Annotated in this window: 20 protein-coding genes; 8 read left to right on the top strand and 12 right to left on the bottom strand. The window is 51.7% G+C overall.

Annotated features, from left to right (window positions below; translation table 11 throughout):
* Nucleotides 1–135: 135 nt before the first annotated feature.
* Entirely contained in the window at nucleotides 136–705 is a 570-nt protein-coding gene (locus tag DNH61_RS00135) for an RNA polymerase sigma factor (RefSeq protein ID WP_181438517.1), read from the top strand.
* 25 nt (nucleotides 706–730) lie between these two features.
* On the opposite strand, the gene DNH61_RS00130 is transcribed toward DNH61_RS00135, so the two are convergent.
* Nucleotides 731–1,231 carry a GyrI-like domain-containing protein gene (locus DNH61_RS00130; protein ID WP_111144674.1) on the bottom strand — a complete coding sequence of 167 codons (501 nt, stop codon included), beginning with the start codon at nucleotides 1,229–1,231 and terminating at the stop codon, nucleotides 731–733.
* 179 nt (nucleotides 1,232–1,410) lie between these two features.
* Between DNH61_RS00130 and DNH61_RS00125 the strand changes: the two genes are divergently transcribed.
* Complete coding sequence (locus DNH61_RS00125; protein WP_111144673.1) at nucleotides 1,411–3,801, top strand: bifunctional diguanylate cyclase/phosphodiesterase; 2,391 nt, start codon at nucleotides 1,411–1,413, stop codon at nucleotides 3,799–3,801.
* Nucleotides 3,802–4,640: 839 nt separating this feature from the next.
* Here DNH61_RS00125 and DNH61_RS00120 read toward each other — a convergent pair.
* Nucleotides 4,641–5,531: a class I SAM-dependent methyltransferase gene (locus DNH61_RS00120; RefSeq protein ID WP_111144841.1), complete on the bottom strand. Its 891-nt coding sequence runs from the start codon at nucleotides 5,529–5,531 to the stop codon at nucleotides 4,641–4,643.
* Nucleotides 5,532–5,693: 162 nt separating this feature from the next.
* On the bottom strand, nucleotides 5,694–6,182 hold the full coding sequence (locus tag DNH61_RS00115) for an RrF2 family transcriptional regulator (protein WP_111144672.1): 489 nt from the start codon (nucleotides 6,180–6,182) through the stop codon (nucleotides 5,694–5,696).
* 255 nt (nucleotides 6,183–6,437) lie between these two features.
* Between DNH61_RS00115 and DNH61_RS00110 the strand changes: the two genes are divergently transcribed.
* The 3 genes from DNH61_RS00110 to DNH61_RS00100 all read left to right on the top strand — a co-directional run bounded on the left by DNH61_RS00110 (nucleotide 6,438) and on the right by DNH61_RS00100 (nucleotide 8,349).
* Entirely contained in the window at nucleotides 6,438–6,869 is a 432-nt protein-coding gene (locus DNH61_RS00110) for a hypothetical protein (protein WP_111144671.1), read from the top strand.
* 163 nt (nucleotides 6,870–7,032) lie between these two features.
* On the top strand, nucleotides 7,033–7,368 hold the full coding sequence (locus DNH61_RS00105; RefSeq protein ID WP_111144670.1) for a DUF3024 domain-containing protein: 336 nt from the start codon (nucleotides 7,033–7,035) through the stop codon (nucleotides 7,366–7,368).
* Nucleotides 7,369–7,482: 114 nt separating this feature from the next.
* Nucleotides 7,483–8,349, top strand: coding sequence for an ornithine carbamoyltransferase (locus DNH61_RS00100; RefSeq protein ID WP_111144669.1), 867 nt, complete (start codon nucleotides 7,483–7,485; stop codon nucleotides 8,347–8,349).
* Nucleotides 8,350–8,469: 120 nt separating this feature from the next.
* Here the strand turns inward: DNH61_RS00100 and DNH61_RS00095 are convergent, their stop codons facing one another.
* From DNH61_RS00095 to DNH61_RS00075, 5 genes are all read right to left on the bottom strand, one after another.
* Complete coding sequence (locus tag DNH61_RS00095) at nucleotides 8,470–8,673, bottom strand: DUF2188 domain-containing protein (protein WP_111144668.1); 204 nt, start codon at nucleotides 8,671–8,673, stop codon at nucleotides 8,470–8,472.
* 60 nt (nucleotides 8,674–8,733) lie between these two features.
* On the bottom strand, nucleotides 8,734–9,369 hold the full coding sequence (locus tag DNH61_RS00090) for a general stress protein (protein WP_111144667.1): 636 nt from the start codon (nucleotides 9,367–9,369) through the stop codon (nucleotides 8,734–8,736).
* Between the two features lie 189 nt (nucleotides 9,370–9,558).
* Complete coding sequence (locus DNH61_RS00085) at nucleotides 9,559–11,652, bottom strand: ATP-binding protein (protein WP_111144666.1); 2,094 nt, start codon at nucleotides 11,650–11,652, stop codon at nucleotides 9,559–9,561.
* A 21-nt stretch (nucleotides 11,653–11,673) separates the two neighbouring features.
* Complete coding sequence (locus DNH61_RS00080; RefSeq protein WP_111144665.1) at nucleotides 11,674–12,750, bottom strand: cobalamin B12-binding domain-containing protein; 1,077 nt, start codon at nucleotides 12,748–12,750, stop codon at nucleotides 11,674–11,676.
* 14 nt (nucleotides 12,751–12,764) lie between these two features.
* Nucleotides 12,765–13,070: an antibiotic biosynthesis monooxygenase family protein gene (locus tag DNH61_RS00075; protein ID WP_111144664.1), complete on the bottom strand. Its 306-nt coding sequence runs from the start codon at nucleotides 13,068–13,070 to the stop codon at nucleotides 12,765–12,767.
* A gap of 213 nt (nucleotides 13,071–13,283) precedes the next feature.
* Between DNH61_RS00075 and DNH61_RS00070 the strand changes: the two genes are divergently transcribed.
* On the top strand, nucleotides 13,284–13,865 hold the full coding sequence (locus DNH61_RS00070; RefSeq protein ID WP_111144663.1) for a thioredoxin family protein: 582 nt from the start codon (nucleotides 13,284–13,286) through the stop codon (nucleotides 13,863–13,865).
* A gap of 66 nt (nucleotides 13,866–13,931) precedes the next feature.
* Here the strand turns inward: DNH61_RS00070 and DNH61_RS00065 are convergent, their stop codons facing one another.
* Entirely contained in the window at nucleotides 13,932–15,458 is a 1,527-nt protein-coding gene (locus tag DNH61_RS00065) for a phospholipase D family protein (protein ID WP_245947804.1), read from the bottom strand.
* Nucleotides 15,459–15,687: 229 nt separating this feature from the next.
* On the opposite strand from DNH61_RS00065, the gene DNH61_RS00060 reads away from it, so the two are divergent.
* Nucleotides 15,688–16,932 carry an MFS transporter gene (locus tag DNH61_RS00060; protein ID WP_111144662.1) on the top strand — a complete coding sequence of 415 codons (1,245 nt, stop codon included), beginning with the start codon at nucleotides 15,688–15,690 and terminating at the stop codon, nucleotides 16,930–16,932.
* A 35-nt stretch (nucleotides 16,933–16,967) separates the two neighbouring features.
* Here the strand turns inward: DNH61_RS00060 and DNH61_RS00055 are convergent, their stop codons facing one another.
* From DNH61_RS00055 to DNH61_RS00045, 3 genes are all read right to left on the bottom strand, one after another.
* A complete protein-coding gene (locus DNH61_RS00055; protein WP_111144661.1) occupies nucleotides 16,968–18,722 on the bottom strand; it encodes a methyl-accepting chemotaxis protein in 1,755 nt (584 codons plus the stop codon).
* A 199-nt stretch (nucleotides 18,723–18,921) separates the two neighbouring features.
* Nucleotides 18,922–19,845, bottom strand: coding sequence for an NAD(P)/FAD-dependent oxidoreductase (locus DNH61_RS00050; RefSeq protein ID WP_111144660.1), 924 nt, complete (start codon nucleotides 19,843–19,845; stop codon nucleotides 18,922–18,924).
* Nucleotides 19,846–19,941: 96 nt separating this feature from the next.
* Entirely contained in the window at nucleotides 19,942–21,504 is a 1,563-nt protein-coding gene (locus DNH61_RS00045; protein ID WP_181438516.1) for an AraC family transcriptional regulator, read from the bottom strand.
* Between the two features lie 252 nt (nucleotides 21,505–21,756).
* On the opposite strand from DNH61_RS00045, the gene DNH61_RS00040 reads away from it, so the two are divergent.
* Entirely contained in the window at nucleotides 21,757–23,577 is a 1,821-nt protein-coding gene (locus DNH61_RS00040) for an ABC transporter ATP-binding protein (RefSeq protein WP_111144658.1), read from the top strand.
* Nucleotides 23,578–23,627: the final 50 nt, after the last annotated feature.

The following is a 23,627-nucleotide window of genomic DNA, read 5'->3' as shown; positions in this document are numbered from 1 at the left end:
CCTCGTCCTGCAAGAGATGACACCGCACGACAGCAAACTCTAATTTTCTATTTATTCCAATCTATAGAATTTTATATAAAGTCAGGTATAATAGAAGAATCAGAAGAATGCTCAAAAAAAGGGGTTAACCTTGCAATGGACTCTCTTCACTTACTGGCACAAGGTAACTATGACACACTCAGCCGCGCTCAGCAGCTTGCCATATTCCAGGAATTTCACCGTTTTGTCTTTCCTCAAGCCCGCCGGATTGTCCGCGACTATGCGGCTGCAGAGGATATTGTTCAGGAAGCCTTCCTTAAATCCGTCCGTAAAATGCCCCCGCATCTAAGGAACATGCTGCAGGTGCAGGCCTGGATTCGAACCGTCGCCAAGAACCAGGCCATTACATATTTGCGCAAACATCCGGATATATCTGTGGTTCAGGATGCCGGCAGCTCTGCTGCGGGCGCCCGTGTTCCCCTCCCGATGCAGTCGCCATCGCCCGAGAAGGAGGTAGAATGCCGCCTCATGACCGAGACGGTAGCGCGCTGCGTCCATTCCCTGAAGCCAGAATATAAGTCCATTGTCCTTCTCCGCTGGCGGTATGGCTTATCCTATAAGGAAATTGCCAGCCGGCTGAATATGACGGAACAAAATGTAAAGACCCGCTTGTTCCGGGCCCGTGAAGCCGTCCGCCAGAAGTTTATGCTGGAATGGGGCTCCTGATTACAGGAGCCCTGCTGCTAATAAATTACGGCTCATCTGTCACTGATATATAAATATCGACAATCGCCTCTCCCGGGTCAGACGCCTTCGCATCATACAGCTCAAAATCTCCCGAGTATCTGCGTCTATAGGCCGATGTTTCAAAATAACGGTCAATGGCTGCCCAAGTCTCGGCCGTCACTTCCAGCGCCGGACCAGGGCGCGTTGTAAATACGGCATAACGCGAGGCGGGAAGCGTGACAATCTTGCAATCTGCCCCCTCCTCGAATGCATCATCACCGGAAACCTCCTGGCCGATCACAATCGTACACGCACCGTTGTCGCTCCGGTTGTACTCGGCATATAGCGCATAGGTAACCGAAGGGTTTCGAGCCTCGGCCTCCTTGGCAATACAGCGGTCACTGCTGCGAAACTGCTCCCACAGCCGGGCCACAGCACTGTCCGTTCCCCGTTCCGTCTCCGCCGCACGGACGTGGAGACCCCCAATTTTCATTTCCCCTAATTCAATAATAGTAGGTTCATTCATCGGAATCTCCTCCTCATCATATGTTCACACTTTTCAGTAGGGTTGGATTTGGTTCTTACCTCTTATATACCCGTTTTTACAGGTTCCAAATAAAACATCTTCTAATGACCTCTCTTATGGTAGAATAGGACTATGCTGTTCCAATTGTCCTATCACCCCATTAATAGGAGCCTACATACATGACACTACGCAAAAAATCAATCCTATTCATCGGTCTTATAACAGCTGCCAGTATGCTTGTCTGTTATATCCTGCTGTACGCGATTCTCTACAGCCGCTTCAGCGAGCTAGAGAGCCAGGAAATGCAGGCCAAGATGGAGCATGTCTTCTATCTTCTTGAGGATGAGATGGAGCGGATCGAGAAATTAATGCTGAACTATTCCGCCTGGGATGACACGATCGCTTTCATTGAGCGCGCACCATCCACCGCCAGCATCCTTGATGATCCCTACATCCTGAGTAATTATCCCAACGCAACCTTCGCGGAAAATATGCTGACCGCCATCGCCATGCTCGACCAGGAGGGCAACGTCCTGTATGGCCGTTCCTACCACCCTGAATCAGACATGCAGATGGACCTGGAGCGAATCATTATTGATGAGTGGCTCAGCCATCACAAACAGATCCTGCAGTTTACCGGGCCTGAGGACAGCTACAAAGGCATTACCCAATCGCCCGCGGGGCCACTCATGACGGTTTCCCTGCCGATTGTTGACAGTGAAATAAACGGCCCGATACACGGCACACTGATTGCCGGAAGAATCATGACACCTGAGATGCAGGAGCAGCTGTCGAAGCGGGCAAGACTCGATGTGCAAATCAGCAAGCTGAATGACAGCTTCCAGATCCCGGAGAGCAGCATGACGGTGACCCAGCAGCTCCGTGGTGATCTCCGCCATTACCCGGTATGGGTCGAGAATCGGGACAGCCATCTGGCGCTCGTCCAGTCTGTCTATCCGGATATGTATGGCCAGCCGGCTTATCTGGTGACCATTCACGCGGAGCGAGATATCATCTCCCGCGGCGTGAATACGATTATTCAGATATCGGCAGTCATATTTATTATTATCGCTCTGCTGTTCGCTGGACTGCTGATGTTCAATGACCGCTTCATTCACCGGCGGATTCAGCGCCTGGCCACTGATATCGACAGCATCTCAAGCAAGCAGGATTTTTCCCTTCGGGTTCAGTCTTCCGGGCAGGACGAGTTCAGCAAGCTTGAGCTCGCCTTTAATGATATGCTGTTCTCCCTTGAGGAGGCTTACCATGAGCTGCAGGAGCAGGTCCGGCATGATACGCTCACCCGCCTGCCCAACCGGGCCAGCTTCTTCGAACGGATGGAGTCCCTGCTGGAGGATGCACGGTCAGCCGGCACTCCGCTGGCAGTTCTCTTCATTGACCTGGACAACTTCAAGTGGGTTAACGACACGTGGGGGCATGAGACCGGGGACACACTGCTCATGGAAGTCGGCAGCCGGATCATCAAGCAGCTGGCTCCGGGCGATGTCGTCTCGCGTCTTGGCGGTGATGAGTTCACCGTCCTGCTGACCGGACTCGATTCGCGAGAATCTGCCTATCGTAAGGCTAAGATTATCCATGATGCCCTCGCATCCGACTATCATTTCCGCGGCCTGCAGCTGCGTATTACGGCAAGCATCGGTGTCAGCCTGTTCCCGGAAGACGGCACCTCGCCAGAGGCGCTGGTTCAATATGCCGACATGGCTATGCATCAGGCCAAGCAGACGGACAAGCAGCAGGCAATGACCTTCTCGGAGGACCGAAAGGCCCGCATTGACCGCCAGCTGCTGCTGGAGAGAGATCTGCTCACTGGTATCGTCAACAAGCAGTTTGAGCTGCACTTTCAGCCGATTCTTGCAGCGGAATCCTTGAAGGTTATCCGTCTGGAATCACTTCTGCGCTGGAAGCACCCTTTACTTGGCTATATCCCTCCTGTTGAATTCATTCCGTTGGCGGAATCCTCACAGGCTATTGTGGAGATTGGCTACTGGGTTCTCTTTCAGGCCTGCAAGGCCGCCAAGCATTTGCATAATGAGGGGCACACCGTTCAGGTGGCCGTTAATGTATCTGTGATCCAGCTGGAGCAGGATCACTTTGCGGAGGATGTCATACAGATCCTTCACAAGACTGGACTTCCTCCCGAGCAGCTGGAGCTGGAGATGACCGAGTCGGCCGTGATGTCGTTCGGACGGGCGCCGGAAGCCGTGCAGAAGCTGACTGAATATGGTGTTGCGATCGCACTCGATGATTTCGGAACCGGCTATTCCTCCCTCAGCTATCTGCGCAAGCTGCCGATCCAATCCATCAAGATCGACAAGGCTTTCGTCACCGAGCTGACCGAAGGCACGTCAGACAAGACCATATGTGCGGCTATTACGCAGCTGGGTCATCATCTTGGCCTGAGAGTCGTCGCCGAAGGCGTCGAGAATGCCGAGCAGGTTGCCATCCTGCGCATGCTTGGATGTGATGAGCTGCAGGGCTATTACTTCAGCAAGCCGCTCTCCTGGCCCGACCTGCTTGCTTACCTCAGCACCAGGAAAGCCGAAGGCTAATAGCCTTTATGTATATTATATTCGTATGGAACCGCCCTCCCGCCAAGCAATCACCACTGGGAGAGGCGGTTTTTCTGTCAGCTGCCCATCCTCCCTTAACAATCAGAAAAAAGCCAAATCCTGAGATTCCAGGAGATTGGGCGAGAAGACTGAAGAAAATATGCCCAAAACCCCTGTATTTTAAATAATCTGAATATTTACAATCTTTAAATATTAATATAAAGTAAAGCCATAACCAACACAAACAAACGAAAAGCAACGCATCACCTAACGTAACTGCCGCGTTATATCCTTGAATGCAGGACCTTACGCCAAGCATAGAAGGCGCGAATCACTTTTGATTCCATTGGCCCCGCATTCATGTTGATATATACCTAACGTCTGAGCTGGAGAGGGGATAGTCCATTGAAGAACGTTAGCGAAGCATATCCATTACCTTTCGTACCGATGGATTATGCGTAAGGCGCTCATCTTGCAGATGGAGCGGGATATGCGGGAAATCACCATGTTGCTAGGTAAGAGGGAACATCGGGAAATACGAGGATAACAGCCGGTCAGAATCTGTTACTGATCTGGGCAGTATAGGAACGTTATTGTTTCACAAAATCTGAAAAGCATGGTTGGCAAGAATGTTGATTCAGGCAAGCTGTGTGTGAAATGGAGTGCTAGGGTAAAATTGAATAGCTCTGTAAACCTAACATAGGGATTCCGGTTATTAATGAATAAGCGGAATCCCTATTTGCGTTTCTTAGTTAGAAACTATCATAGTTGACCGCCTCTCCCGACTAGAACCCCGGGCAGCGCCTCACGACGATTTCTAGAATACCTGCGTTATGGACTCAGATCTCTCTTGTGTACATATTCTGATCCTGCAATCGAATAAGCACTTTGCCAAAACGGCCACCTTCTTTTATGACTACTTTGCCGGATGGATAAGCCTCAGCCAAATAGCCGGCAATCCGATTCCGATTCTGCTCATGATCGGGCAGACGATGAAGGCGAAGCCAGGTCATCACTTCATGCAGCGCCTCTTCTGCGGTTACCTCCTTTGTTTTCGTTTCCCGTGTGATCAGCGTCTCATAAGCATAACCTTTCAGATACAGCAAATGCAGCAAATATCCCATTTCCATATGGATCGGATAGAAGGGCTGGTCGGTGACAAGCGGCCAGACCTCCTCCACCAAGCTGTGCTCCGCAGAACTTGCAGGCATACTGATATAACAGAACTTTCGAGCGCACTGGAGAATCTGGAGCACGCTGTCCCAATTGTGAATGACAGGGCTCATCGAGACAAAGACAAGATCAAATGCCTGGCTCCAGCCTCTGGCCGGCACGTCAATTTCTTCAAACTTCTCTGCCACTATCGTGACTTGGCCTTCGCCATACTTCGAGACATTCTCCTTCAACAATTCGATCAGCGGCGGAGAGGTCTCTACGGCCGTAACCCGGGCGCCACGCTCGGCAAATGGCACTGCAAAGACTCCTGAGGCGGCGCCGATATCCAAAACAGAAGCGTTCTCGAATAGAACGCCTTGCCCTTCCAGCCAACTCACAATTCGTTTGGTTCGTTTTTTCCCCTCTTCGCTAAAGCACTGTTCGTTAAAAGACTTTGCTTTATGGTCAAAAGTCCTCGATGGATCGATTCCATTACTTCTCATCTTGTTAGAGGCCGTATCGGTATCGTCCTTCCACGCTTGCTCCCATACGGCTGCATCAAAAAAATGGTCCATAATCATCTCTTTCTTCCCTTCTGTTATATCTGACAGCTTCATCTCGCCGCCTGTTCATGCTCTAACGATTTGCAATAGCGCCACATCATATCTTAGATACACCATTCGTAATCACCTTAATAATAGATCTATGATATCCATAATTAAAGAACAAGAAGTGTATTACTTCTTGTTCATCTCGTGACTGAAGCGCCGCTTCAGAGCTTCATCCAGTACCGACTGAATCGTTTGTTCCCTCAAGTATTGATACATCTGCTGTTCTGCACTGTACATTACTTTCTCAATCAGGCATTCCTTCCTATCCAACTCTCTCTGGCTTTCCGGCGCACTCTCCTCTTCATCTAAAAGCCGATGCTGCTGTGAGCGTGAGTTCGAACATTTAAATAGCTGCTGTCTTCCTTCCATTACTTGGACCACGTCAAAAAAAGAAATCTGTTCCGCCGGCCTTGCAAGCTCGTAACCGCCGTTCACTCCTGGTACGGCGCGTACAATCCCATCCTGCCTTAACTTTGACATGATTTTAGATAAATAACTTTCGGATACACCAAGCGTCCCGGATAATTCCTTGATTCCGACATTGCTGCTCCGTTCTGAAAGTCCCAGGTGAACTAAGGCATGCAGGGCATAATCTGTACTTTTGGAGAACTGCAAGTCTCCTCCTCCCCCCGTTTATTATGGATATCTGGTATCCATAATAATAAATACCGTTTCGAAATGCAAGATAATCCTTATTAACCATCTCCTCTGTAAGTAAAGGAATCTTTTGGTCTTATGTCGAATACGGTGGGGTAGTCGCCTGATTATTGATGCAAGAGAAGGATTAAAGCTAAAAAACAATTCGAAGAAAAGCTAAAAGGTCATAGTTGGAATAACCAGCGAATGATCTGAAAGCCAGTGGGGGAAGCGATGATAAATTTAAAACATATCATGAGTTCTTTGATTCTTGCTTCTGTTCTAATATTTCCGGGGTGTAACAATACGGAATCAATAGATGTAATAGATGATGGATTAGTAATTAATTCAATTTCTTATAGTTTGGGTGGGGATTTAGACAAAACCGTAGTATCCTATAATTTCAATCTTTGGAACAGAACCGAAAATTCAATAAACATAATCTCTGCAACTCCTATTTTAACTGAAGAGTTAAGTGGAAGATTGGGGAATCAATCGATCGTAAATGAAATAAATAGGACAATTAATTCGAACACCTCCGAAGTTATAACAGGATCATTCTACCTTGATACTAATGGATTGGACAAAAAGGAAATTGAGAAATTAAACATAGAGTTGAAGCAGTTCAGGGTTCTTTCTGAACAGACACTGGGATTTGATAAATAGTTGATTATGGGGTCATTCAGGAACCAGACGGAAATGTCTTGGGTGCTTGCAATGCAATACAAAGAGGTCAAGAGTGAGGGATACAATAACGTTAACTAAAAATCATTGCATAAAGACACAGCAAAAGCCAAAATGAAATAAAACCTCGAGGGAGTTGATCAGCATGGCGTTTGATGCCTTCACTAAGAAAAGACTTGAAAAAATATTAGATACCTACATAGCGAAGAAGATCCCAGAACATCTCAAAGCAGAGTATAAGATTTTGTATAAGTTTCGAGGTGAAACCATTACTTTATCACAGGATAGACCTTCATATAGACCGGGCCAAAGAGTTGAATTGCCAATCGCTCAGTTCAGGTATATAGATAACAAATGGAAGGTATATTGGAAAGACAGTAAAGATAAGTGGCATTTCATAGAGGATATTAAACCGATAGAAGATTTTGAAAAGCAATTAAAAACAATTGATAAAGATGAATATAGTTACCTGTGGATGTAGCTCGCTTTCTGAGGAGAGATCAAGCAGACAGCCCTGCACCGGCTAAGTCCTCGATCCTGCTGACCGAACACTCTGCTGCAAACCAAGACAAACTAAATCAAAGGGGACTTGTTTATGCATCTCCTAAACATCTCAGAATTATCGCAAGACCGTATAACGGAGCTCTTTCATCTAACGGACAAACTGAAGCATAAGAAGCTCAAGGAGAAGATTTTGGAGGGGAGAACGTTTATATTATTTTTTCCTGAATCAAGTATTAGAACAAGAACTACATTTGAGAAAGGGATTAACGATCTAGGCGGAGAATGCATACTCTTCCCGCCCGAATCACTAGATAAGAAAGAAGAACTCTCCGATGTAATGAAATATTTAAACAATTGGGCTGATGGTGTTATTATCAGACATTCCGACTTCGATAAGATGAATGAGCTGTCTCAACATGCCTTAGTCCCGATTATTAATGCAATGTCATCACAAGGCCATCCATGTGAGATACTGTCTGATCTATATTCAATTCGAGAAATCCGTCCAGACTTCAGCAATCTCACCTATACGTTTGTGGGCCCCCGGGGGAATATAGTCACTTCATGGGCCGAGATTTCCAAGGTTCTGAATCTTAAGTTCCAACATGTGTGTGCTGCTGGAAATCGGATTTATGATGATAATGAAAATTATCATTATTCAACCGAACTCGAAGCCATATTATCAAGAAGTGATGTCGTGCTGACAGATTCACTTCCCACAGATTACCAGACCGATGAATACCTTTTAAAATACCAGATTAATCTGGATAGAATGAGGCTAACTAAACAGGGTGCAGTTTTGAACCCATGTCCTCCTTTCTTTAGAGGACAAGAGGTAAGTGAAGATGTCATTGATTCAGATTACTTTGTAGGGCACGGATTTAAGAAGAATTTGCTTTATGTACAACAAGCAATTATTTTGCAGTGTTTGGGTCTCGGAGAATCAGAACCAGCATAACCCGGCTTTTTCAACAAAAACAGCGGCAGCATGGGACCTGATCCCGTGCTGCCGCTGCTTATATATTGGGGTAGAGTCTATTTCCTGCTGGAACAGCACACCCAATCTAATACTTCGCTTCTAGCCGCCACCCGAATAGTGCTCATCCACTTCTTCCGGGTGGTTGGAGGCCCATTCCTTCGCCTGGGCCGTTGCGATCGGGATCGCCCTGCCTTCATCGTATCCGTCACGCAGCAGGGCATTGGCAATTTCCACAGCCTTGTCCCGGATTGCAGGATCGAAATTCTTCAGCGACTCCGGGTAATCTCCGTCTTTCCAAGGCATCGCAATCCCTCCTTCGCCCAGCTTCCAGCCATGCTGGTGACCGAAGCCTGCGGCTGTCAGCTAGTAGTTGCGGCGATTGTCCGAATACGGCTCTTCCGCCCGCGGGTCCACACCGTTGTCAGCTCCTGTACCCATGCCAGTTCCAAGCCCTGCGCCGTTCGCGCCCATACCGGCAGAACCGCGAGTGGAACGGTCATAGGTATCCTGATTGAGCGAACGATTCAACCGGAATGTCTCATACGCATACTCGTCACGCTCAGAATCCGCATCAACCAGGACAAGAATGCGGCCCTCTTCTACAAAATTCTGATACCGCTCTGCATCCTCTTCCGGTATACCCATACCAATCAGACCGCCCACCAGACCGCCCGCACCGGCACCGACAGCTGCCCCTGTCAAGGTTGCCGCAATTGGTCCGGCTGCGATGATGGGCCCAACACCCGGAATAGCGAGTGCACCTACACCTGCAAGAAGACCGGTGACACCACCCAGTACGCCGCCAGCCGTCGCGCCGGCCGCCAAGCCTTCTGGGGCTTTCGTGCCCGTCTCATCCGCTACATAGGACAGCTCGTCCCGGTCTTTCGCGATAACCGAGATTTCCTCCGAGCGATAACCCTGTTCCTTCAGACCTTCTATCGCTTTTACCGCTTCATCTTCTTTGTCAAAAACTCCGACAATCTTCCGTTCTTTGGCCATTGTCCTTACCTCCCGTTATCCTGATTTGCAGTTAAGACCTTGCATTGTGCAAAAAATTAAGATACAGGTCCAGGCATGTACCACTGCAGTTATTAATTACCCTCCCTGTACTTTACGAAACAAATGGCGGCTTCTGGTCGATGTTGACCGGAAGCCGCCTATAGCGATTTTTGCATATTCATGAATGTGTCAGGCACAGCTGGATGAATTCAGCAGCTCGGTGAAAGCCGAGCAGGACAGATCGTACAGCTGGCTCATCTGCATAAGGAGCACATCGTAGCCATCCATGGCTCCCTCCTTAATGCGCGCCTCAATAGCTGCAATAATGCCCGCGAGCGGCGCCATACCGACGCTTAAACTCGCTGACTTAATATTATGAGCGGTCTGCTCCGCCTTGGCGAGCAGCCCACGCTTCAGCTCCTGGCGAAGAAGCTCCAGCTTGGCCGGTGTATCCTGGCGGTACATCTCGAACAGCTGGGCAAGAACATCCAGATCAACCTCATCCCAAGGAGGCGCCACAATATCCTCAATCGTCCCGAGATCCAGATATTCCGAGTGCTGCACTTCCTCCAGCGGGGACTGATGGTCTTGCGGACCATCCGGCAGCCAGCGGATCACAACCTCCCGCAGCTTATCCAACTGTACCGGCTTCGTAATATAGTCATCCATCCCCGCTTCCAGACAGCGCTCCATATCACCCTGCATAGCATTGGCCGTGATTGATACGATTGGCGTCCGGCTGGCGCAATCCATTGAATCCTCAAGTCCCCGGATCTGTCGTGTGGCTTCAAAGCCGTCCATGACCGGCATCTGGTTATCCATCAGAATCAATGCCGGCTTCTGAGATTTCCACAGCTCCACCGCCTCCTCGCCATTGGAAGCGATAATAATCCTCTCAACCCCAAGCTTCTTCAGCTGCAGGGTCGTAATATGCTGGTTAACAGCATTGTCCTCCGCGAGCAGGATCGCAGAGGACAGCTCTTTCCCTTCAAGCTTCCACTTCGGCTTAACCGCAGAGCTTGCTCTAGCCTGCCGAATACCGCTGCCGGCTGTCTCAGCCACCTTCTCCAGCTCCAGCTCAAACCAGAATGTTGACCCGCTTCCAACCTTGCTGAACACACCGATTTCACCGTTCATCATCTCGACCAGACGCTTGCTGATGGATAAACCAAGACCAGTAGAACTGAACTGCTGGGTATAATTGTTGCCGACCTGGTAGAAAGGCTGGAACAGCTTCTCAAGGTTATCCTCCTCAATGCCAATCCCCGTATCCATCACTTCGAAGCGGAGCCGCTGGCGCAGCTCGTAATCCTGGATCATGAAGACCCGGAGATCAATGTCACCGTCGAATGTAAATTTGACTGCGTTGCCGAGAAGATTGAGCAGGATCTGGCGAATCCGGTTAGGATCGCCTCTAAGATGCGGCTGAATTTGCGGGTCAAAATAGACCGTCACCCGGTTGCGCTGGCCTTCCGCTCGTGTCTGCAGCAGCTGCACCACATGATCAACCACAGAACGCAGATGAAACCTGGCGAGCTCCAGCTTCATCTCACCCGCTTCAATCTTCGATAGATCCAGGATATCGTTAATGATGTTAAGCATTAAGTTGCCGGAGTCCATAATAATCGAGATGGATTCCTTCTGGGAATCCGTCATATGTGTGTGGGCAAGCAGCTCGGCCATCGCAATAATGCCGTTCATGGGCGTTCTGATTTCGTGGCTCATCGTAGCCAGGAAGGTGCTCTTCGTCTTGTTCGCCGTCTCGGCCGCTTCCTTGGCCAGCTTCAATTCAATGTTCGTCTTGGCAAGCTCCCTCTGAACAGACAGAAGCTCGTTATTCAAGGCGGAGAACTCGTCATAGGTCTTGAGCTCCTGCTCCAGCTTCAGTACCATCTCATGAGACAGCTTCTTGATCGTCTCCCGGAGTGATACCATCTGCTGGTTATTGATCTTCATCAGCTCATCATAGAAGTACGTGTAACTCGTGTTATACTTGGAGCCGACGATGAGAACATGTTCTTCAAAGATCCCCCCGCTTAAGTAAAATAGCTCCGGCTTACCGCCGATGTTCAGATGCAGTTCCCAGTTGAAAGCCGCCTTCTTCCTCCTTAGCTGCTCGAAAAAATCTCTACACTTCAGCCCGCTCATCTCGTCCATAAGATCTATAATATTGCAGAGATCATCTCGGCCTTCCGTCATCGCGATATCATCACGTATCACGCGAACAATCTGACCCCCGCTGTCGCACAAGAGCGATAGAACCGATTCTTGATGCTCATTCACAGCTATAGGTCCCCCTAACCCTTACGAGTTCTTTACCGGCTGGCCGGCACGGACCAATTCATAAGCCCGCGCAATCCCTTCCTTGGCATTAGCAGCGTATCCATCTGCGCCAACGTGCTTCCACAGCTCCGGGTCGATATTAAAAGGAAGCCCGCCAACCATGATGCGCACACCGCCGCATGCCGGGTCCTGCCTGACTTCCTCGATCAGCTTCTTGACGAGAGTAACATGATAGGTCATGGTTGCCGATACGGCCAGCACATGGGGCCTGCGGTCACAGATTGTCTGAATTAAAGAGCGTGATGGTACGTTAGCACCGACATAGTACGTGTCCCAGCCCTCCATCTCAAACAAATCCGATACCATCCGAAGCCCGATTTCATGCAGCTCCTCTCCCACACATGCAGCCACCATCCGGTAGCCGTTCCGCGCGGTAGAGAAGATATAAGGATACAATTGCGACATAATCATCTGCGTAGCAGCCGAAGCATAGTGCTCTTGGGCAATCGTAATCTTATTCGCCTGCCACAGCCTGCCTATTTCATACTGGGACTGCTGGAAGATGTGGAAGTAGATCTCATCAACTGGCATCTGTCCTTGTACGAGCTCCATCACCAGCTTGCCCGCCTCTAACCGGTCACCCACAAGCAGCAGCTCTGTGTAACGGCGGGCCAGACTGCCCATCTCATCATTATCCGGCATCTGATGCACGTCTGCCGGTTCCTTCACTTGATGAAGGGCAAGCTCCAGGAACGGAGTAACCTCTGCGTATGGTTCCGGCTCCAATTCAGCTTCCAGCACATCACGGATACAGTGAATATTGACAATTAAGTCATCGGCGGTCACATTATAGCCGGCAAGCAGGTTCTTCACCCATTGAATATAGTTGGCAAACAGCAGCGGGCTCTGGACCTGAATACTCTGCGCCAGATATTTCAGATTATATACCGTATCCTGCTTAGTCTTGATCCTACCCCTATCCCCAAACCGCCGGTTTAGGTCGGGCTGCAGGCTGTACTGCATACCGGTTACCAGTTCCGCCAGTTCATCGCCTCGTCGAAGAATGGTTTCCCCTGTATCCTGCAGCGTATGCTTCATAACCTACCCCCTCACTATTCCGCCCGGACGACATACTTGCGTACAGTCGGGACGATGGATGCCAGCTCCTGATCGGGATATTTTTTCTCAAGCTCATGAATACGTTTGAAATCGTCACTTGTAACCCAAGCGAGGTAATGCTCCTTCGTTTCCCACGTCATATGCACGATCAGCTCTTCGGGCTTCGGTTCGTTCTGCAGCAGTTGAAATGACAAGAAGCCTGGCTGATTGTCAACAGACCGTGAGCGGTTCTGGTACAGGCCGATAACCTCCTCGGCCTTCTCTAACGGCACTTGCACGACCGATTGCACAATATACATCAGGCACTCCCTCTCCCGATATCCGGGGTAATTAAAGCCCTATTCACGTACCTGCAAGACTGTATAGCATCATTTATACCTAAGAGTATACTATAAATGTAACGTTACAGCATGATTAGGAGAAAAATCTCATAGCAGCCAGTTAGCAAGGTTATTCCGCATTTGAGATGTAAGCGGTGCCCGGTTATAATGGGGGCAAGGAGGCGATAAATAATGGCATTTACTTTACAAATAGGGGATCAGGCCCCGGACTTTGCACTGCCGGCCACTGACGGCCGAACTTATTCCTTGAATGACTTCCGCGATGCAAAGGTGCTTGTCGTATTTTTTACATGCAACCACTGCCCTTATGTTATTGGCTCAAATGAGGTAACCCGTGCAACAGCTGTAAAATATGAAGAGCAGGGCGTACGTTTTGTCGGTATTAACTCCAACAGCGTGAACACCTATCCGGAAGATTCCTTCGAACATATGGTGGAGATTATGAAGGAAGAGCAGTACCCTTGGACTTACCTGCGCGATGAATCCCAGGATATTGCCCGGGCTTACGGTGCGCTGCGGACACCGCATTTCTATGTATTTGATGGGGGGCGTAAGCTTGTCTACACCGGACGTGCCGTAGACAGTCCGCGCGATACGTCGAAGATGACGGTCAATGATCTGGATCTCGCCCTATCGGAGCACCTGGCAGGGCAGCAGCTGTCCGTGCCTGTCACGAATCCTATCGGCTGCAATGTCAAGTGGGAAGGCAAGGATGCCCACTGGATGCCTGCAGAAGCCTGCGACCTGGTATAACCGATTACATAGAGAAAGGCTGGCAGAAGCCAGCCTTTCTCTCATTATTCGGACATCTCGCTCGCTCTAGTAGGTTGTAAAGCCAAGAAGCTTCTGCACCCCGTACAAGAACTGCTTGCCGATGGGCAGCTTTTCCTCATAAGCCTCGTAAGGGACGGTGTACATGCCGTCCTCGTTATGCCACAACCGTTCAAAGTACTGCACAGCCTGCATGGCAATCTTGGATTCTCTGGCCGCGGTGATCATCAGGTTCGCCTCCAGGTTTAAGTCATCCAGATTACGTCTCGTATAATTTGCGGACCCGCCGATCATGACCACACCCGTCTTCCCTTGTACGACCATCAGCTTGGTATGGTACTGCTCCTCGCCAGTCTTATACCACCGGATCTGAACAGCTCCGCCCGAACGTTTAATAAGCTCCGCCGCTACAGGAATATTCGGAAGCCCGACCTTGCCATGGCCGAACGCCATACGGTTGGGGTCTAGTATCAGCCGGACATCCACCTTGCGGTCAGATGCCTCTGCCAAGGCATTCACCACATCCCTGTCCGCCAGATAAAACATCCCGATCCAGATCCGCTCACCGGGTTTGGCCCCCTCAATGGAACGCTCCACCTGCTTCGCTATCTTCCCCTCTGTCAGCCACCGCAGCTCCGCCAGATCTGGACTGTTGTAATCCAGATTTGCGGTGGTAATGCTCACCTCGCCCCCGGCAAGCCCTGCACTGTAGAAGTCAAGCTCGATATCCGGCCCGCCTGACATCGCGATGACTGCCTTCTCAGCCTCCCAGACGTCCTTCAGAATCGGCCCGCCGAAGCGGAATGCGATGTTGCTGTTCTTCGCACTCGCGTCATGCATATTAGCAGATGTCACAATAGCCGTATGCTCGGTCATGAGCAGCTTGCGGTGGTTCGCCTTCACGTTCAGCAGCTTCATATAAGAACGGGCGGTTACCTCCGGCGCCCCGCTTCCAAACGGGTTAAGGAGCCACCCGTTCCCTTCTTGGCCGAACCACTGGGCGAACATTCGCCACGCGCCGGAATACAGCGGATTGGAGTCCCTTAGCTTATCAAGGTTCGTGTAGACGACTTCAGCCCCTGCCTCAGCAAGCCGCTTCATTACCGGGGAGGCATGAGAACCGTATGTGGTGTTAACTTCATCAGTAATCACAATTACCTTCATCTCCGGATGAAGCGCTTTCTGAAGGGTTATGGCATCTGCGATTAAATCGCTGAGGGGAGGATAATGCTTGCCGGTATCGGTGAACCCATTGAACAAGAACATATCGATGACAATCCATTTCTCCGCCTGCCGGATGGCATCCAGCCATGCCTGATAGATCTCATCCTGATAAACACGGCTGCCATTTTGTTCGTACGACAGATTGACAAGCATCTCCACGTCACTTGTCCGGTAAACCCCGCTCTCGTATGACAAACCCGCGGGCAGGGGTTTATAGGTATGAACTATAATCGTTGTAAGGTAGGCAATAAGCAGTGCAGCTGCCAGCAGCCATTTCCATGACAGGCGCTTCAGCAGCCGCATATTTCCATGCAAGCGCTGGTCCAAGCGGCTCATATCATTCAGCTTCATCACGCCCCTCCTTGGTTACAACGTATGCAGAATCCTTTTACCCGCTGCAAAGCTGTCCTGAACCAACTTGCCTAGGGGCGCAATGCCTCCAATGGAGTGCGGGAAGCGATCGTATGAAATGCCGGCTGCCTGTGCATGATAACAGCATGCGTGACCGGCCCCCCGGACGCCGCTTGACGCCATATCCGCACACATACCTGTAAAGAATCTGGAAATGGGGTAACCGGCTGTGAAACCAGAACAGAGAGGTGCACTGATCGCGCTCAGTTCTATCCCGCTGATCATGACACTCGGCAATTCGATGCTGATTCCCGTCCTGCCCGAAATCCGCAGGCAGCTGCAGATCAGTTCGTTCCAGACAAGCCTGATTATCACGGTATTTTCCGTCATGGCGATCGTTCTTATTCCGCCGGCAGGCTACTTGTCTGACCGTTACGGACGGAAGACAATCATTGTGCCAAGCCTGATACTTGTCGGGATCGGCGGAGGAATATGCGCAACGGCAGCCATTTTCTTGGACCATGCCTATCCTTACATGATTGTCGGGCGTATCCTGCAGGGCATGGGAGCAGCCGGCGCGGCGCCGATTGTTATGCCGCTGGTCGGTGATATGTTTAAGAAAGAAGAACAGGTTAGCGCCGGGCTGGGACTCATCGAAACCTCGAACACCTTCGGTAAGGTGTTAAGCCCTGTCCTCGGCTCATTTCTTGCAAGCTTCGCCTGGTTTTATCCTTTTCTTGGAATACCTATTCTGTCTGCGATATCCGTACTGCTGGTGGTCTTTCTGGTGAAGTCGCCCCGCCGCAGCGATCCGCCTCTTCCGCTTGGTGAATTCCTTCATACCCTTAAGAAGGTATTCCGGCGTGAGGGCAGATGGCTGTATGCTGTGTTTATCATTGGCGGGACTGGTATGTTCGTCCTGTTCGCATTCCTTGTCTATCTCTCCGATGCTCTCGAGAAGGATTTGCATCTGAAGGGGGTTGCGAAAGGGGCTGTGCTTGCAATACCGCTTGCTATCCTGTGTTCGGCTTCTTATATAACCGGCAAGATTATTGGCGAGAACAAGAAAAGGATGAAGCAACTGGTTACCGGCGGGTTCTTCCTGTGTGCTGCCGGTACAACCGCCTGTGTATTCACACCGTCGATTATCATGCAGATGATCTTCCTCAGTGCCGCCGGACTGGGGATTGGTGTGGCTCTGCCATGTCTGGATGCTCTGATTACCGAGGGAATCGAGAAGGAAAAACGCGGTACCGTCACTTCCTTTTACAGCAGCATGCGGTTTACCGGTGTCGCAATCGGACCGCCTGTTGCGTCGCTGCTTGCAACAGGCACGCTTGGTGACTTGTTTTGGACCCTTACCGCAACAAGCCTGATTTCCGCTATTTTGGCATGGGTGCTGATTCGCCCCGGGGAGAAGAACTCGCCTGAACCTGTGCGAATGCGCAAATTAATAAGACCGCCCTCTCATTGAGGACGGTCTGTTTCCCATAGGGCACGCTTGGCGAATCAGGTACGAAACTTGGCAATAAGCTCCTGAAGCTGTTCAGCCATGGCCGACAGCGCACGGGATGAGGAAGCCACATCCTCCATGGATGCCAGCTGCTGCTCTGTGGCCGCCGATACCTCCTGGGTATCATCCGAGGAACGGATGGCAACATCTGCTACCCGTGAGAATATCTCTCCCGTCATCTCAGCGCTGTCTGCAAGCTTACGTGTCTCACCCGATACAACAGCAATCTGGCTGGCCAGACTGCCTACCGCTGTCTGAATGCCCGCAAAGGCTTGGTCCGCCTGCTCGATGGACTGCTTGCCCTTGGTGACCTCCTGTCCTGCCACTTCCATACCCTCTACCGCGAAGCGGCTGCTGTTCGTAATATTATCGGTAAGCTCCGCCGCCTGCTTGGCCGCACTGGACGTCTGCTCGGCAAGCTTGCGGATTTCCGCCGCCACCACCGAGAAGCCGCGGCCCTGTTCACCCGCCCGTGCCGCTTCAATACCCGCGTTAAGGGCCAGCATATTCGTCTGATTGGCAATCCCGGTAATCGCTCCAATGAAGGAGCTGATCTCTTGTGAAGCATGGCCAAGCTTGACGATAGAATCCGACAGTTCTGTTACGGCCCGGTCAATATTATCCATGCTGCTGACAGCCTGCTCCACAACGCGGCTTCCCTCTCCAGACTGGGCAGCGGCCTGTCTTGCAGTGTCCGCTACCTGCATTAAGCGGCTGTCCATAGCTTTGGCCCCTGCTACCATGGAACGAATCCGCTCATCGCTCTGGCGTGCCTGATCCGCCGTATCCTGAGCCCCTTCAGCCATCAGCTGTATCCGTCCAGCTATATGCTCTGTCGCATGGCCCGTCTGTTCCGCGCTTGCCGCCAGCTGCTCCGATGAAGCAGCGACTGTGAGCGAAACCTCCGAAACAGAGCTGATTAATAACTTCAGGCTGTCCGTCATCCGGTTGACCGCGGTTCCCAGTGCGCCAATCTCATCCCGCGACTTCACCTGAACAGGCTCAGCAGCCAGATTGCCTGCAGCCACAGCATCCGCACTCCGGACCACACTTCGGATGGAACGGCGGATATTATGAATCAGCAGCCAGCATGCCGCCGCACTGACCGCGATTGCAATACCGGCAGCGACCGCAAATACGGTGAGCATTCGCTCTACTTCCTCCCGCATCGCCGCAACAGTCGTCTCGATATTGTCCTGGATCAAATCGGCTAATTCGTCAATATTGCCTCTCGATTCCTCAAACAGGCTGTCCAATCCGTCCAGCTGCCCGACGAGCTCCCGCTTTTTGGAACCGGCTGCGTCAGGCAGCTCTGCAAGCAGCGGCTGGCTGGCCAGCTCCCATTCCTGCAGCTTGAGAAGCGATGCTTCGAAATATGCATCCATCGCTTGACGGGTATCTGCTGTCAAGAGATCGCTCTTATGGTTTTTCCATATATCCCAGGCGGCGTTCATCCGCTGCGACGCTTGCTCAACATTTTCACGGAAGCTCTCAAGTTCCTTCGGATAAATCTCGCTTCCCCGCTGTGCGGCCTCCATAGTCTTGACCGCCGTCATAGCCTGGTATAAATCCCTGTCCGCATTAATCAGCGAGTCATTACTGCGGTACGAAGCGGTATAGAGATTCTCAATCAGCAAGTCTGTCACCTGCCCGGTTTTAGATAAGCCATAGAAGGCCGCCGAAGACAACAGCACTACTGGTATTGCAAGCAGCATAATTAACTTGAAGGTAAGTCCTAGACGAGCCAGCATGCCCTTCACCCCTTAATATTCTTGAACATGCAGCACCCAGTCGGCACGCAGCTCCTATGGCATTAATCGGAAAATTTAGGCTGCCTTTATAGAGGTGAGGCAAAACTAATGATTATTTAACATTCGCCACAATATAAAAAAGAAGAAGACCGCCCCAGCCTTTCCGACTGATTCGGTCTTCATCACGTATGGGTTCAGCTTACCGTCCGAAGCGGCTCCCTGATCCGATATCCTCCACTAGGCTCTTATGCATCCATATGGCGGCCTGAACACCGTCGCCCATCGCAATGGCCACCTGTTCCGAATGGACGGCGATGTCTCCTGCAGCCCACACATGCTGGATATTAGTCATCTTGGTTCTTGCATCCGTCACAATATGCTTGCTTGCCGACAGCTTGACGCCGAGCTGGGATGCAAGCTCAGAGCGAACCTCGTTCCCTCCGAATGCAACAAAGGCATTTTCGCCCGCTATAACCGACCCGTCACGGAGAATGGCACCCTTCAGATGATCCCCTTCGGTAACCAGCTGGCGGATCGGCTTTTCAATATAACCAATACCAATCTGAAGCAGCCTGTCCAGCTGTTCCTCCGGCACCTGCTGCTGTTCATGGTTAATATACACGATATCTTCTGTCCAATGCGTCAGCTCCAGCGCCATAGAAGCCCCGGCTCTTCCGGACCCCAGGACAAGCACCCGTTTGTCCCGGATCTCATAACCATCACAGTCCGGACAGATATAGATGCTGATGCCAAGGCAGGGATACAGCTTCGGAAAATCGGGGAGCCTGTCCTTTACACCTGTAGCAAACAGCAGCCGCTTGGCATGCACGGTTTCTACGCCTTCAATATCCAATTTGAAGCCTTCCCGATCCTTGGAGGCCCCTGTTACTTTTGCCTTGATAAACGATACACCGAGCTGCTCAGCATGCCGGCGCCCCTGCAGCAGAAGCTCTGACCCGCTGACGCCATCCGGAAACCCAAGCAGGTTGTGATAATTCCGGCATTTGCGGGAACGTCCATCCCCTGCGTCAATCACCACGACGGAGTGCTGGTACCGGCCGAGCTGTATAGCAGCCTGCATGCCGGCGATCCCGCCTCCGATTACTGCGCAATCAACCTGCATCGTCACCCTCCTCCCTGCCCTCTTGCGGGCAGAACACTCTGTTACATTATACCGCCGGAGGAGGAGAACTAAACTTTGCCGTTTACCAAAGCCGGTTTATATACGCAGGGGGTGCATAAGCTCGTGAACCGTTTGATCGATCAGACCGTCATATACGAAAGCATTATAATGAAGCGGAAAAGGATGGCGGATGAACAGGCAGCGCCTCTCCCTCCGCGTCCTTCGCAGCTTGCGCCAACGCTCTTCAAGCTGTCTCTGCTCCCCGTCTGTCATGCTCTTATCGACCAGAAACAGTACATTCTCACAGGCCAGCTTGGCGACTTCAAGCAGGGAAGGCGTATCAAGCACGACCAGATCACGGATGGAAGGCGGCGGGACGATGCCAAGATCATCGTAGAACAAGCTCTTCATCTTCGTCATCTGCAGGCCGTATACGCGGTAGCCATCCGGGTAAACATGGACAATCAGATACGGCTCCCCCCTCAAGCTTCGGCTGACGTGCAGCCGCGCATTCTCGACCTTCTGGTCGTAGTAGGCAAGCCAGCGCTCCGCCGGCCCGGTAAGGCCAAGCAGGCTGCCGAAGCGCAGCAGACGTTCCTTCCACGAAACGCCCTTCCACCTGACCGCTTCCGTCCGCCCTATACCAGCCAGAGTATCCAGCACCGGCTGCTCCACCGGCCCCGCCAGAATCAAGTCCGGCTGTGCCCGGCTCACCTCCAGCAGAGCCTGTTCCGTATGGTCAGTCCAGCCTCTCTTCAGGGTCAGAACAGGTGTCAGCCCCAAGGCTGCAAGGTCTCCCTCAAACACCTCGACGAGGCAAACGATACGGACATTAGCCTTCGTCGCATACTCCGTCGGTGTCAGCCCCATATGCTTCTTGAAGTGGCGGCTGAAGTAGAACTCGTCCGAATAGCCGGCAGCATGGGCCACATCTGTTACGGATCGGCCCTGCTCCGCCAGCATCCGCAGCGATTCGCCCATGCGAAGCTTCGTCATGTACTTATGCGGGCTAAGACCAGTGTACTGCCTGAAAGCCCTGTAGAAGCGGCTGATACTGACACCCGAATCCCTGGCCAGCTCCTCCATGTCCATCTGCTCGTTATAGTGCTCCGTCATAAACCGGACCGTATATTCCACATAGAGAGACAAATTACTAACTGGCTCGATCGTCTTCGGTTTGCTGGCCGCCTGCAGCCACCCGGCACACATGGCATACAAGTGGGACTGCAGCCAAAAATAAAATCCCGGCTCATGGGAACCCGGGTCACTGAGAAAATCCTCCATCCACGTTCGTATCTGCGGGATCCGGACCGGCGCCAGCTCCAGCCTCTGAAGTAACGGGGACCATTCCTCGCTTCTGGCTTCCGATTCTTCTCTGTCCCGGCACATGAAATATACAGCTATCCACTGCACAGCCCTGCCGTCAGGGGAGGATAAGGCATACGCCGTACCCGGCGGAACGAGCAGCAGCTCTCCTTCAAGGATAAATCCTGAACGCTGATCCTCTCCCTGCTTGAGGATAACCCGAAGCTTTCCGTCCACCGGAAACAGAAAAGCATGCTCCGCTCCGCCGGCGTGACCGGAACGCTCACTACCTTCCAGCCTAAACAGCTCTGAACCGGCATATTCTATCGTAAGGCTCGTCTCCATTGGCCTCATCTGCTCACTTCCTTGCTGACTATGAAACGTTACCCGTAAGGGAATGCCTCGTTTATCGCTTCCTTCTATACTATTGGACAACCGCTTCATACGTCAATGAACAGACACAAGGCACTCGCCACCCGTTCGCTGCAGCCCCTGGCAGCATTGACCGTACCGCAATAGACCAGTTATAATCCAATTACGATATATCGTATTCTTAGGTTTGGAGAGGATTCTTATGCAGATACAACCCCTAGGAGGGCAGGAGCCATGAACCCGGGCGGCATCCCTTCAGGCAGGCACGCCCCTATCCCCAAATTCAATCCGCGGTCCATTGCCAGTATGCTGCTTAGACTGTTCAGTCTGACACGCTCCAATTGGCGGCTGCTGATTGCGGCTGTCATCAGCATGACAGCCGTTTCCCTGCTGGAATTCGTTATTCCGCAGCTTACCCGTTATGTAATTGACCATGTTATCCCTGCTGACAACTATGCCGCACTGCCATGGGTTGCCGGCGGTATTCTGGGTGCGGCCCTGCTGCTTGGGCTGTTTGGCTATATTGGCAGTACAGCCATGGCATCTGTTGGGCAGAAGGCCATCTATGAGCTGCGCAATATGCTGTACCGCCATCTGCAGACCCTGGATATGAGCTTCTATGACCGCAACCGGACCGGAGACCTGATGTCCCGGGTGACAAGCGATGTCAATATGCTGCAGCAGCTGGTTTCCTCCAGCATGATCCAGCTGTTCACGGATATATTCACCTTTACAGCAGTAGCAATCTATATGCTCTGGATCGACTGGCAGCTCACGTTGATGCTGCTTGCGACCTTTCCAATCATGATTTACACGACACGGCGCTTCAGCACGCGAATCCGGTCTTCATTCCGTACCGTCCAGCAGTCGGTAGCCGATGTAAGCGATCATCTGCAGGATACGCTCTCCGGCATCCGGCTGATCAAGTCCTTCTCTACCGAAGACTACGAATCCGACCGCTTCGCCGACCGGAGCCGTGTCAATATGGAGGCCAACCTGAAGACAGTCCGGCTGCGGGCCATCTATGAGCCGACCATCGATTTCATTAATTTCCTAGGTCTTGCCATTGTATTGGTACTGGGTGCATGGCAGGTAATGAGCGGCCGTCTTACGATCGGCTCCGTTGTCGCCTTCATGGCTTATCTGCGGCTGCTGCAAAACCCGGTACGTCATTTCAGCCGCATTCTGAACACGGTCCAGCAGTCTGCAGCCGCATACGAACGGGTAGTGGATATTCTGGAAACAAAGCCGGAGGTCGCTGACCGCGATGGAGCCTCTCAGCTGCCGCCTATACAGGGACGTGTCGTGTATCAGGATGTGGACTTTGGCTACACCGGGCATCCGGATGTGCTTCACCAGCTCAATCTGGAAATGGGCCCCGGCCAGGTCACTGCGCTTGTCGGTTCCTCTGGCTCAGGCAAGACCACAATAGCCCATCTGCTGACTCGTTTCTATGATGTAAGAAGCGGTTCAGTCAGCATCGACGGCTTCGATGTAAGGGATGTCACCGTGCAATCACTGCGGCAGCAGATCGGCTTGGTGTCTCAAGATATCATGCTGTTCAACGGCACGATCCGGGACAACATCCGCTACGGCCGGCAGGACGCCACCGAGGAGGAGACTATCGCCGCGTCAGCAGCCGCGAATGCCCATGGATTCATTACTGCCTTCCCTGATGGCTATGACGCCGAGATCGGTGAACGGGGCGTCAAGCTCTCAGGCGGGCAGAAGCAGCGGATATCCATCGCCAGAGCCCTGCTGAAGAATCCCCGTCTGATTATTCTGGATGAAGCGACCGCGGCGCTAGATACCGAATCCGAGCATCTGATCCAGGAAGCGCTGAACCGGCTGCTGCAGGGGCGCACTTGCCTAGTCATTGCGCACCGGCTGTCCACCATCCGTCATGCCGATCAGATCGTGGTGCTTGAGGAAGGCCGCATTCTGGAGCGGGGGACCCACGACGAACTGCTGAAGGCTAATGGCCGTTATGCCCGGCTCTATGAGCTGCAGTTTCCGCAGCATAACCCAATTGAACAAGAAGCTGGCGATGGGTAACATCTCGCCCTACACGCGCAAAGAACCGCCGAGCGGCTGGAGCTCCAGCC

Origin of the sequence: Paenibacillus sambharensis (assembly GCF_003233845.1) — a bacterium.
In the GTDB taxonomy this organism is placed as follows: domain Bacteria; phylum Bacillota; class Bacilli; order Paenibacillales; family Paenibacillaceae; genus Paenibacillus_I; species Paenibacillus_I sambharensis.
Note: the sequence above shows the minus strand (reverse complement) of the source record. Positions and strands in the feature narration are given on the sequence as shown.